This window comes from Segetibacter sp. 3557_3 (genome assembly GCF_004354985.1).
GTDB lineage: Bacteria > Bacteroidota > Bacteroidia > Chitinophagales > Chitinophagaceae > Segetibacter.
This window is the reverse complement of the sequence record NZ_SMSK01000013.1, coordinates 85,944-98,291: the sequence shown is the minus strand read 5'-3', so window position 1 is coordinate 98,291 and position 12,348 is coordinate 85,944. Positions and strand designations below refer to the sequence as shown.

The following is a 12,348-nucleotide window of genomic DNA, read 5'->3' as shown; positions in this document are numbered from 1 at the left end:
ACAGCGTTGTTGCCGTACAAGTGAGTGACACAACGATGTCGAAAAAAATTCCTGCTGCCGGCTACCAAAAAAATATTGCAGTTAAACCTTTAGTTCGCGAATGCTTATCCTGGCGGGTTATGCAATTGCCGCAAATCTACTCTGTTAAAGCTTTCCGAAGTCGTTCGCGGTAAGACTCGAAACCAAAGTTTTCGTGTACCATGCTCTGCAGTTTTTTGCCTGATGGCATGGTGCCCGCATGCTGGGGTACGGATAACGACTCAACAATGTCGGGAATTGAAACCGGATCGATTAACCTGCCCAGTTCGCCATTTTTAAGCGCATCAACACTTCCATCAACGTTTCCGGCTACGACCGGCAGGCCGCAAGCCATTGCTTCTATATAAACAATACCGAAGCCTTCCATTGTACTTGGCAGGATAAATACATCTGCAAGCAAATAGTGGTCGGTAAGTTCTTCGTTTTTCAAAAATCCAACAAGCATAACCGTATCCTGCAAATCAAGCTTTTTGATCATAGCCTCGATCCGCGCTTTTTCAGCATCGTCAGCTTTGCCTGCAATGATATACTTAATACCGGGTACTCTTTTCTTAATTTCAGGAAGAGCTTCCAATACCCTGTCGTAACCTTTATATTGCTCACTCGATGACAGCCTGGTAAGTGTATAGATGATCTTCTGCCCGTTAAGCTGGTAGCGCTCCTTTAAGTAAGCAGGCTTGGCAAGGTTATCAGGATAATTAAAATAAGGATCGATGGTATTGGGGAAAATACTGATCTTATCTTCTTTCAGGCCAAGGTTTTGCACCATCCGCTGTTTGGTAAAATTGCTTACGGCTAAAATCTTGTCGGCCGAATTGATAACGGCCTTTTTAATTGCTGAAAGCTTTATCGCATCGTTACCCGAATTCCATACCTCGATACCATGGGCAACTACCAGGATTTTTTTGGCTTTGTGCTTAAGTTTGATGAGGTAAGCAGCAAGCGCAAGATTGATGTGGCCAACAACAATTTTATCGTAGTACTTCGATAAGTTTACAACCTCCCGGATGAACCTTACACGGTTGCCTGCAAAAGCAAACATGTTTTTTGGCTCGAAATAATTATTCGCTGTGGAGCTGTCGTACATCGATGCAGCATCTGCGGTCAGCTTGCCTTCTGCTTCCAGGTCGTGCAAAGCTTTTAAGAAACTTCGGTTAAACTTTTCAATTCCACCGGTAGCAGAGAAAGTACAAAGTGTTAGAAAGAGAACGCTTGGTGCTTGCGGTGCAAAGCACTTAATCGCGTTTTTATTATTGAGCAGGTATAACCAGTATTTGCTCCAATGCAAAGATCCGGTTGTAAACTTATGGCGTATCCCGCGATAATTATCGTCGCGCTGTGTGGATTGCACATTACGCATCCACTTATAAAAAGGAAATGTAAACCCTTGTTTCTTACGTTGCCAGATTTCCTTAGGAAGTAGATCGTCGAAGGCTTTTATCAATAAATGCTTTCCGATCTGCTTATCGTACTTGATATCCGGATCGATGCTGTAAGCCGTTTTCATCAGCTCCTTATCGAGGAACGGGACCCTTACTTCGAGACTATGCCACATGCTCATGTAGTCGCAGTCTTTAAGTAACTGGTTTTGCATATACAGGTTCGTCTCGATATGGCTTGCACGATTACGGCTGTCGGTGTTTGCAGGTAATGGTGCTATGGCAACTTTATCAAGTGAGGCGTTTACTTCGTCGACACTAATGGATAACAATGCAGCTGTTTGTGCCGTGGTATAAAGTCCGCGATTAAACAGGTATTCGCCTACTGCATCTTTTCTTTGTAAGGCTGCAAGTTTCTTGATCTTGTCTTTTGGAAACACATTTGCCATGCCCGGCAGAAAGGATGGAAACTTGCGTATCAGTGCCGCAGTTGGTGCATAGCGGAAAGAATTGTACCCGCCAAATAGTTCATCTGCACCAAGGCCGCTTAGTACCGCAGTTAAACCATATTGCCTTGCATACTTACAAATGAAATAAGAGTTAATGCCGTCGATGCTTGGCTGATCCATCGCTTCCAATATATCCGGTAATTCATTCTCAAAATCGTGAGATGATACGAGGAACGATTGGTGATGCGCCTTGCTTTTATCGATGATTATTTTTTGGTAAGGTTCTTCGCTTAAGGTCGCATCTTCAAATACTATAGAAAGTGTATTGAGGTTTTTGCCCGTATACTTTTGCGCGATAAGGGTAAGCAAGCTAGAGTCAACACCGCCGCTGAGGAACAAACCAATCGGTGCATCGGAGATAAGGTGTCGTTCTACGGCCTTATCAAGTTTATCCTTAACCTGCGCAACCGCCTCGGGTAAGGTTTTAATTAAACTTGAAAATTGGAAGATTTCCGAAACATGATGGGTAATACTAAGCGACGGCAACTTGATTACGGCACAAGTGCCTTTGGCAAGTGGTTGTACATTTTTTAGCGTAGTAAACGGCTCCGGTATATGACCAAAGGTTAAAAACGGAATCTTCCATTCTTCGCTTTCCGGCCAGTCGGGTCTATAGGCTTTAAAGGCGCGGATTTCCGACGCAAATACAAGTGTATCTTTCGTCAGGCTGTAGTACAAAGGTTTTATGCCGGCATGGTCCCTTGCAAGTATAAGTTCCTGCTTCGACTTATCCCAGAGGGCTATGGCAAACATGCCGTTAAACCGGGTAAAGCAGGATATTCCCCATTGCGAATACGCCTTTAAGATAACCTCCGTATCAGACTTGGTAGTAAAAACATGACCAAAGCCCGAGAGTGTCGCCTTTAGTTCAAGAAAATTATAAATCTCACCGTTGAAAATGAGTTGCAGGTCACCATTCCGGTCACTCATAGGTTGGTGGCCGGCCGGGCTCAGGTCAATGAGTGAAAGTCGTCTGTGGCCAAGCGCCAGGGGTAAGCTGTCATCAACATAAATCCCCTCATCGTCGGGACCACCCCTATGCATACTATCCCTCAGCCGCAACACATCTTCATGAAGCGTCGACGAACCTAACTTGAATATACCGGCAATTCTACACACTGTTTCTTAGTAAACGATTATCTGTAAATATTAAAGAGTCTTTTCCACCATGGCAATTTAACTTCCGGCTCTGAGCTGTAATTGTAGCCGTATCCATAACCGTAACCATAACCATAGTAAGACGACAGTCCGGTCATTTTTACATCGTTAACCAACAATCCCATTGAAGGCAAAACCTGTCCTTTGTACAGATCTTCAATAAAGCCCATCTGCTTTTTAAGGGTGTAGCGCTGTCTTACAATATATAAGGTAGCATCGGCAAAACGACTTAGTATTTTGGTATCACTCACAAGTCCGATCGGTGCCGAGTCAATCACAATCAGGTCGAAGTTTTTCTTGAGGTAAGCAAACATATCATCTATTTTGCTATCCATCAATAGCTCCGACGGGTTTGGTGGTATCGGACCAGCAGGTATGATGTAGAGGTTATCGATACCTTTAACGGGTATAGGTAATTGCTCAACGGTTACCTGGCCAAGCATATAATTGGATATGCCTTTATAATTTTCCAACTGCAGTGCCGCAGAAATTTTTGGCTTTCTAAGATCAAGCTCAAGAATAACCGTCTTTTTATTGGCTACCGCCCACACTGCACCGATGTTCATGGAGGTAAAGGTTTTACCCTCACCTGCAATAGAGGAAGTGATAAGCAACACCCCGTTCGGCTTGTTGCCAATAAAAAATTGAAGGTTGGTTCGTATGATCCTGAACTGTTCTGACAAGATGCTTCTGTCGTGAACGCCAACAACCCACTGGCGGTTTTTATCAGGATGGTGAGCGATCTCGCCAAGGATAGGCACGTTGGTAAGTTTGGTAACATCCTGCCGGGTAATGATCTTGTCTTTTAATAACTCAAGAACATAGATTACCAGAACCGGGATCAGCAACCCGATGATAAGTGCAATACGATAGATAGATGTTTTGTTTGGCGATACAGGGATATACGAGCTAATCGCCGGATCAAGTGCATAAGAACTTGCTACTGCAGAAGCACGGGTAATGGCTGACTCCTCTCTTTTTTGCAAGAGGAACAGGAACAGCTCCTGTTTGATGCCCTGTTGCCGGGTAATCTCGAGTAGCTCTCTTTCTTCAGCAGGTATTCTACGTACGTTACCTTTTAAAGAGTTGTACTGCGATAGTGTTTTATTTCTAAGTGCGCCGGATGATGCTTCAAGGCTCTTAATGTTTTCAAGTATGCTCAGCCGTAACCGTTCAACCTGGCTACTCATGGTTTGCATAATCGGGTTCGCTTCAGGTATCAACTTTGCATTTTGCTCTCTTTCCAGCTGAAGCTGGTTATATTGTTGAACCAGCGAGTTCAAAGTCGGATCTTCAATACCTAATGACGATAGTACAGGGAGGGTTTTAGAAGAGGAATTCTGAACATAGTCTTTAACAATGTTCAACATCTTCACCTTGACCTCTTCTTCGTTTAATTTCCCCTCGGTGGCTACGATTTCACCATACTTGGTGGTGCCCTGCATGCCGATATCAATGACTTCATTTTTCTGCCTGAAGTCCTGTAAGCCTTGTTCAACCTTACCAAGCTCGCCATTAAGCAGCACCAAACGACTGTCTACAAATTGTAAGGTATTATCTACAATCCGGTTTTTATCTTCGATCGTGGCCTTGTTGTACTCGTAAACCAGCTTATCAAGTATATCACGCCCTTTCTTAGGCACCTCGGTTTGCATGGTCAAACGAAGAATACTGGCGTCTCTGCTAAGCTGTTTTATGCCGAGCCCGTACGAGTAATCAAGTGCCGTTTCGTAAACTTTACGGCTTTGAATATAGTAAGTGTAATTGATGTTTATTGCCATCGGGTCCACTACATCAATCTGGAAATAACTTGTCCTATGCTTAATTAGCTGACCACTTTTGAACCATTGATCCGAAACTTCAGGTATCTGGAAAGCACGTTCATTATTGAATTTAACCGTGTAGTCGAAATACTCTTCCGCATTACCTGGTGTCAGGTTTACATACTTAAACGGGCAGTTGCCGTATAGTTCACTGCGCTTAACCTGTCCGGATGAAAAGTATTGAATGTTCAGGTCCAGCGAATCGATTACCCGGCCCATCAGCGTTGCCGACCTTAGGATTTCCATTTCATTGGAAAGGTTTGCTTTCCTGGAAGTAAGACCGAGATCATCTGCTAATGCATCAGCACTCGACGCCTTGGTATCGTTTTTTATGAGCAACAAAACACTTGAACTATACATTGGAATAGTATAGCGCAGGTATATAAAAGCAACCGAAACCGCTAAGGCAACAGAAAGAATAAAAAGTGGAAGGAAAATAAGATACTTGAGGACGAGCTCTTTCGGAGAGGATTTTACATTCTCCTTGAGCGAACCTGGTGCACTACTCAAAGACATAAGGAGATTGGTGTTAATTTAAATTAATAAGGAGAACGATGAGGGTTGTTAAAACACTGAGGATTGATGCGCCTATGGAAACGTTCCGTACGAGGGTTTGATCACTTGCGTCGATCTTCGTTTTCGACATCTCTACATATACGATGTCATTCTGCTGAAGATGATAGTATGGAGAGCTAAATATTTTTGTAGAAGTAAGGTTTAACCGGCCAAATTCACGTCTGCCGTTTCTTTCCCTTATGACCAGTACATTGTCTCTTCTACCCGTAATTGCAAGGTCACCCGACAGACCAATCGCCTCAAAAACATTGAGTTTACCTTCGGGGATCAGTTTTGTACCGGGCGAAGCCACATCACCTAATACGGTTACTTTAAAGTTTGTAATCTGAACGGTAACTACCGGATCAACTACATACGTTTTCATTATACCGGTCAGGGTATCTACCAACTGCTGGCGGGTAAAGCCGGCAATGCGCATAGTGCCCAGTTGTGGTAGTTGAATAGTCCCGTCGTTATTAACAAGGTAGCCCGGAGGTGTTGTGGCAGTGGTAAGGGTACTTGTTGCCACAGGAGGATTGTATGGCAGCGCCGATTCTGGTTTGAGTGCACCAATGGTAATGGAAACCCTATCGCCAGGCAAAATCTTCGGCTCGGTAATTAGCGCGATTTCATGATTAATTGAGTCAGAAAGATCATTCAAATAAACTATTTGCTTAACTTTCTTGGTTGAAACACAGGAAGAAAAAACAAATATGCATATCAGACCGATCCAGGAAAGAGGTGCTTTAAATTGCAAGGTGAAATTCATTTAGGAGTTGAAAGGCTTCGCCCACCTCAGTCACAGGGGCTAAAGGAGTTGGTTTAAAAATGCAGCTGATTAACTGCAACTTAACTTGTAAAATTTATTGCATACAACGATGAACAACGGGCATATATTTCCTGTTATTCATCTGGTTCATCACTAAGTAGCCAATTATCTTTTAAAAATCCCCGCAAATATAGGGTTTTTAGCATCCGATTTTGGGGGTACTTGTGAATGGATGACATTTAAAAATCTTTTAATGCACTTAATTTAAGGCATTTAAATCCTTTCGTTTCACGGTTTCCACATCCGGGCTATCGACCGGTTTAAGTTGATTTCCTTGTTCTTTCAGCGAACAAAAAATTGGGTTACATCTACTCCTTGTCCTGTAAGAAACGCCGTTTGGGCTATATTTATTACATGAACCAGCGGTACCACTCTCTTGACGTTTTTCGAGGTGCAACAGTTGCACTTATGATCCTGGTGAATAACCCGGGTTCATGGGGCCACATCTATAGCCCCCTTGAACATGCAACCTGGCATGGCTGCACTCCCACCGACCTCGTGTTTCCATTTTTCCTTTTTGCAGTGGGCAACTCTTTAGCATTTGTTATGCCAAGATACGATCAGTCGGGTTTCTCCGTATTCTTCAGGAAGGTAGCAAAACGATCCCTGCTCATTTTTGCGATTGGCCTTTTTCTAAATTGGAGCCCTTTTATCAGATGGGATGGCGAACACCTGGCGGGTAAACCATGGGAGTCAATCAGGATTCTTGGGGTGTTGCAACGCATTGCAATCTGCTATTTTTTTGCATCCTTAATCGCCTACTTTTTCAAAGGAAAGTCGATCTATATCGTTTCAGCAACAATACTTCTATTTTACTGGCTCCTCTGCTGGTTATTAGGAAGAAGCGGTGATCCATACAGCCTGCCAGGTTATTTTGGTACTGCTATCGACCTTAAACTTCTTGGTGCTGCTCATATTTATAAGGGAGAAGGTGTCCCCTTCGATCCTGAAGGTATTGCAAGTGCACTGCCGGCCATTGTTCAGGTTGTTTTAGGCTATGTCACCGGCAAATACATCAGGCAAAAGGGAAAAAGTTACGAGATGCTTAGCAACCTCTTCCTTGCCGGCGCAATATTACTTTTCATCGCATTCGCGTGGGATATGGTGTTTCCAATCAATAAAAAGATCTGGACAAGCAGTTACGTATTGTATGCTACCGGACTTGCACTTATGGTACTTGGTGTTTTTATCTACTTGTTGGAATTCCGGAATGCGGCAGGTAAATGGAGCCGGTTTGCCGACGTATTTGGCAAAAACGCCTTGTTCATCTTTGTGTTAAGTGGTTTTTTGCCGAGGGTGCTCGCCTTAATGCGTTGGAGAGACCACCTGGATGCTACAGGCAAACCCGTATACACATCACCCCTGCCCTGGTTTTACGAAAATATTTGTAAGCCTGTGTCAACCGACTTAAGAAACGGATCCCTGTTGTATGCAATAGTTATTGTTGCTTTTTACTGGTCAATCGCTTACCTGCTTCACAAAAAGAAGATCTACATCAGGGTGTAGTTTTTTTGTTGACCGGCGGCGGTACCTCCGGTTTTACATCCTTGCTACGCTCAGTTTGACTATTGCAGCAACTATCATCAGGTATATTGCGTGTCAGATTTGCGCTGCAAACAACTATGCTATTTCGAGAGTACATTGTTCGGCAGTAGCACTCAGGAAAACAAGTTTTGGGCTTGTACTATACTTTCAGGTTTGCCTACATCAATAAACTTTCCTGCAGAATGATCGAAAGAACGGATGTGATTGGAGTGCATCAGGTTCAGGTAAACATCCACCATCGAAAATTTACCTTCCCGCTTGATCAGTGTGAAAATTGCAGGATCAATAAGGTGTATCCCGCTAAACGCCTGTGGTTGTGCAACCCTTGTGGCTTCCGGTAAACCCTTAATCTCGCCGGTCGCTACATTTTTCCAACCTACAAGGGTATTGTTTTTATCAAAGAGTAGATAACGGGAGGTGGTTCGCTTTGTAGTGGCAAGCGTGGCGAGCGGTAAGTATTCCAGATGATTATCGATCATCTCCGAAAGATCGAGGTCGGTGAGAATATCCACGTTCATCAACACAAATGAGGCGCCCCCGGGAAAATGGGGTGCCGCCTTAACCAGGCCTCCTCCGGTTTCCAGCACGGCACTAGTTTCGTCGCTAATGGTAACCTGGCTGCCCCAGCCCCTGTTTTTGTCAATTGCTTCAACGATCTGGTCTGCAAAATGGTGCACATTAACCACCACGTCTGTTATATTAAACTGCTGCAGGTATTCAATATTCAGCTGGAGAAGGCTTTTGCCATTTACCTCGGCTAAAGCTTTGGGGTGCTGATCTGTCCAGGGCTTTAGCCTGGTGCCAAGCCCTGCGGCCAGGATCATGGCTTTACTTACTGCCGAACTTCCCCAACTGCCCTTTGCCATCTTTGCGCTCTCCTGTTTCTTACTCATTTGTCACTCCCAATTTCATAAACGTTCACCTGTGGATTTTGCTCAATGGAATAAGCCATTGTACAGAGCTTTCACCGGCGTACGCTGGTGCGCAACAATGTTGATTAACTATGCTTTTTATGGCCGTGCCCTTGTGAATTAACGAAAATAAGACGATCAACTGGCCGATTGTATGCTATTCACCACTTGAAAGTACAGGGGTATTACACCAGTTCTTCTCTTCTTGTACCCGGTGGCAAAGTTCTACTTTGACACCAAATTTGTTCTTTAGGTGACGGGTCACCGCATCGGCCGCATATACACTCCTGTGCTGGCCACCTGTACAACCAAAACTTACCATTAAGCTTTTGAAACCGCGCTTAATGTAATCTTCAACCGAAATATCTACCAGGTCGTATACACTACTAAGGAATTCCGGCATTTTCGTGCGCTGTTCAAGAAAGTCCTTTACCTCCTTATCCCGACCGGTCAAACATTTATACTCATCGTAACGACCAGGGTTTAAGATACCACGGCAATCAAACATAAAACCGCCACCGTTATCCGTGTCATCGGTGGGGATACCTTTTTTATATGAAAAGCTACAAATCTTCACTACCAGTGGCGTATGCTCATCTGCCCTGACCGTCTCGAAGCGATAGATCACTTCATCACGCACAATCAGCTTCAACATCCGGTCGAATTCAGGCGTTTCAACGTCAATATTCTTATGCTCAATAAAAAACCGCAGGTTTCTCAGTGCCTGTGGTATACTGGAAAGAAAATGCGCCTTTCTCTCGAAGAGCCCGCGAAAGCCATAGGCACCCAATACCTGCAGCAAACGAATCAAAACATATCCATTATACTGGCTAACAAAAGCGGTGCGGTCAATCGGCTTATCCATCAAAATCTCAGCTTCATCAATATAGCTGTGTAACAGCCGGTTTTTCCAGTCCTCGCTCAGGTTTGCCTTTGCCTGCCACAACAGGGAAGCCACATCATATTGTAATGCTCCCTGCATACCGCCCTGGTAATCTATAAAGTGCACTTCATCATTTTCAACAATCACATTCCTGCTCTGGAAGTCGCGAAACATAAAGAATTTATGGTCCACTTCACTCAGGTAAGCACTTAGTGTTTCAAAGTCAATCAGCATCGCCTGTTTGTCATACGGCGTTTTCAGGGTATCAACAAAATAGTATTTAAAGTAAAGCAGGTCGCTAAGTATTGCCTGCTTGCCAAATTCCTTCGCGGTAAGACATTGTTCATAGTCCAGCTCTCTGTCACCAATAACCTGTACACGCGCAAGTTTTTTTAAACTTTGTTCAAAAAGCTCGTACGTATATTCATTATGACCATATTTTTCAAGCTTGTCGAGGAGTGAACTCGTTCCAAGATCCTCCTGTATATAAATGGTATTGTCTTCGTTTACCGTGTGTATTTGCGGCATTGGCAAGCTGGCGTTTAGAAAGTGTCTTGTAAAATAGATAAAGGTTTCGTTCTCCTTAATATTAAGATTATAGGTAGCGATAAATGTCTTTTCCCCTTCATATACCCTGAAGTAGATGCGATCACTGCCTGACTGCGGAAGTTTTTCAATTCTGTCCGCCGCTACACCAAAATGCTCCTCGAATAATCTTCCTATTGCAGCTACAATTTCTTCCATAAGACATTTATGTTGGGGAGTAAAAGTAGAATTTTTATGTGTCAGAATATGAGCGCCTTAAAATTTAATAAAACGGATGAGCCGCGATGTACCTGGCCAACTTCTCCTTTATAGCGTATTATAATTTGATTAAGCCGAAGCAGAGAAAATCACACGGCATCATACCTTTTAAGCACGTCTATCCGGGGAGGTAAGAGCAGCTTCGGGGATTGTTGTTCCTACAAACGTCGGGCAATGTGGTATAGCACTAATAATGTGAGCTTCTATTCGCCTGGTTCCCTGTTTTTGTTCCTGTGCCTTGGTGGGGTATCGTCCATTTTTACAATCTTTGGGTGGAAAAGCCCGAGTGTATCCACCAGACTTTTCTGGGCATTCATCACGGTGTAAATGTCCTTATAAGCGAAAGGCGCTTCATCCAAACCGCCACCCAGCAGTGTTACACCATGCTTATTAAGTTCGTCTTTTAGCGAGGCACCTGTTATAGCATTAAGTGCCGCGGTTCTGCTCATCTTTCGACCTGCACCATGCGATGCTGAATTAATGGAAGCTGTTTCACCTTTTCCCTTTACAATAAAGCCCGGTGCTGTCATACTACCGGGTATAATACCTAAAACGCCTTTTCCGGCAGGTGTTGCTCCTTTGCGGTGTACAATCACCTCCCTGCCTTCCCACATTTCTTTCCATGCGAAATTGTGGTGATTTTCTACCCTTTTCAAAGGTTCACGCCCAAGTTGCCTGGCAATTTTATCGTGTATAACATGATGGCAGGCACTTGCATAGTCCCCCGCAAGGTTCATAGCAAGCCAGTACTCCCAGCCTTCTTCTTCATCAAGGCTGAACCATGCCAGGTTGGAAGACTCATTTGGCAGGTGCCGCTTTTCCTTTGCAAGCTTAGTATAATGGTTCGCAACAGTTGCACCAATCGCACGCGAACCGGAGTGCGATAACAGTCCCAGGTATTTACCGGGGTCAACTCCCAGTGCTTTATCCGGTTCAGTAATCTCCACAACCCCAAATTCAACAAAATGATTGCCCGAACCCGAAGAGCCAAGTTGACCAATTGCTTTTTCCCGTAATCCCCTGAGCACGGCAATCTCACCGAACTCTTTCCGGTAGAGAACTTCGTGGTCGCTGACCTTTTGAAACGATTTGCCTGCCCCAAACAAGGTTGCCTCGTTAAGTTCGCGGGTAAAATAAGATGTTCGAAACTCGAGCTCCCTAGGATCGATATCAAATACCGACAAGCACATCCGGCACCCGATATCAACCCCAACCCCGTATGGAATAATGGCATTTTCAGTTGCAAGTACCCCACCGATGGGCAAACCGTAGCCGTGGTGTGCGTCTGGCATTAATGCACCACCAACAGAAATGGGCAGGCGGGCTGCCTGGTTCATCTGTTGCAACGCGCCTTCTTCAATAAACGATGCTCCGAAAACATTATAGGCGATCCCTTCATTGTTCAGGGTGACTTTGGCCTTATCCTTAACTTTTTTTGCCAGCAGCTCCGCTGCGATCTTCCCCAGCCGTGGATCTTCCTTGAATTCTTCCGGATCGGCAAGTATCTTTTCGAGCGTTTCTAAAGCATCGTCATGGGAGGCGTGTTTATATTCCTTCTCCATTACATTCATCGCTATACTTATGACCGGTCCCTCAGGATAGCCAATTGCACGCAGCGCCTTACCCGTAAGTTTTAGTTTTCTCATATATGCTGTTTTAAGCTTAACCGGCTCAGATCAAACACCAGATGGATAGTCACAACCTTTGTGCCTTCTATATACCGCCTTTGCGGCAGCGGGGCGCAAAAGGTTACCGGTACAACACCGGGTTGGTAATTACAGGAACAAAAAACCCCGCGATTGCGGGGTTCAGAGCGTCAGTTAGTTTTCGTGCGGTCGATGAGATCGGCTTAAGAGAGCGGTGTTGCCTGGAGCAAACACCCAGGTGCACTTTGCCGACTACTTTATATAATG

7 protein-coding genes are annotated in these 12,348 nt (G+C 44.4%); 1 reads left to right on the top strand and 6 read right to left on the bottom strand.

Translation table 11 applies throughout. From position 1 onward, the window contains the following. Window positions 1–136 precede the first annotated feature (136 nt). From asnB to EXU57_RS17575, 3 genes are read right to left on the bottom strand one after another with little or no spacing between them, the layout of a single operon-like run. On the bottom strand, window positions 137–3,046 hold the full coding sequence (gene asnB, locus EXU57_RS17585; protein WP_133269553.1) for an asparagine synthase (glutamine-hydrolyzing): 2,910 nt from the start codon (window positions 3,044–3,046) through the stop codon (window positions 137–139). Window positions 3,047–3,063: 17 nt separating this feature from the next. Then, entirely contained in the window at window positions 3,064–5,424 is a 2,361-nt protein-coding gene (locus tag EXU57_RS17580) for a GumC family protein (RefSeq protein WP_133269552.1), read from the bottom strand. A 13-nt stretch (window positions 5,425–5,437) separates the two neighbouring features. After that, window positions 5,438–6,124, bottom strand: a complete 687-nt coding sequence (locus tag EXU57_RS17575) for a polysaccharide biosynthesis/export family protein (RefSeq protein ID WP_165958191.1) — start codon at window positions 6,122–6,124, stop codon at window positions 5,438–5,440. A 522-nt stretch (window positions 6,125–6,646) separates the two neighbouring features. Here EXU57_RS17575 and EXU57_RS17570 point away from each other — a divergent pair. Then, window positions 6,647–7,798: an acyltransferase family protein gene (locus EXU57_RS17570; RefSeq protein ID WP_133269550.1), complete on the top strand. Its 1,152-nt coding sequence runs from the start codon at window positions 6,647–6,649 to the stop codon at window positions 7,796–7,798. Window positions 7,799–7,950: 152 nt separating this feature from the next. Here the strand turns inward: EXU57_RS17570 and EXU57_RS17565 are convergent, their stop codons facing one another. The 3 genes from EXU57_RS17565 to EXU57_RS17555 form a co-directional block, all read right to left on the bottom strand. After that, the gene (locus EXU57_RS17565) at window positions 7,951–8,730 is read right to left on the bottom strand and encodes an NDP-sugar synthase (protein WP_243745638.1); all 780 of its coding nucleotides are present in this window, start codon (window positions 8,728–8,730) and stop codon (window positions 7,951–7,953) included. A 175-nt stretch (window positions 8,731–8,905) separates the two neighbouring features. Then, a complete protein-coding gene (locus EXU57_RS17560; protein WP_133269549.1) occupies window positions 8,906–10,375 on the bottom strand; it encodes a phosphotransferase in 1,470 nt (489 codons plus the stop codon). A gap of 263 nt (window positions 10,376–10,638) precedes the next feature. Next, on the bottom strand, window positions 10,639–12,081 hold the full coding sequence (locus EXU57_RS17555) for an RtcB family protein (protein WP_133269548.1): 1,443 nt from the start codon (window positions 12,079–12,081) through the stop codon (window positions 10,639–10,641). Between the last annotated feature and the right edge of the window lie 267 nt (window positions 12,082–12,348).

Bases quoted from the DNA above. Each gene is read 5' to 3' on its own strand.
- EXU57_RS17570 (WP_133269550.1), top strand. From the start codon at position 6,647: ATGAACCAGCGGTACCACTCTCTTGACGTTTTTCGAGGTGCAACAGTT.
- EXU57_RS17555 (WP_133269548.1), bottom strand. From the start codon at position 12,081: ATGAGAAAACTAAAACTTACGGGTAAGGCGCTGCGTGCAATTGGCTAT.
- EXU57_RS17560 (WP_133269549.1), bottom strand. From the start codon at position 10,375: ATGGAAGAAATTGTAGCTGCAATAGGAAGATTATTCGAGGAGCATTTT.
- EXU57_RS17580 (WP_133269552.1), bottom strand. From the start codon at position 5,424: ATGTCTTTGAGTAGTGCACCAGGTTCGCTCAAGGAGAATGTAAAATCC.
- EXU57_RS17565 (WP_243745638.1), bottom strand. From the start codon at position 8,730: ATGAGTAAGAAACAGGAGAGCGCAAAGATGGCAAAGGGCAGTTGGGGA.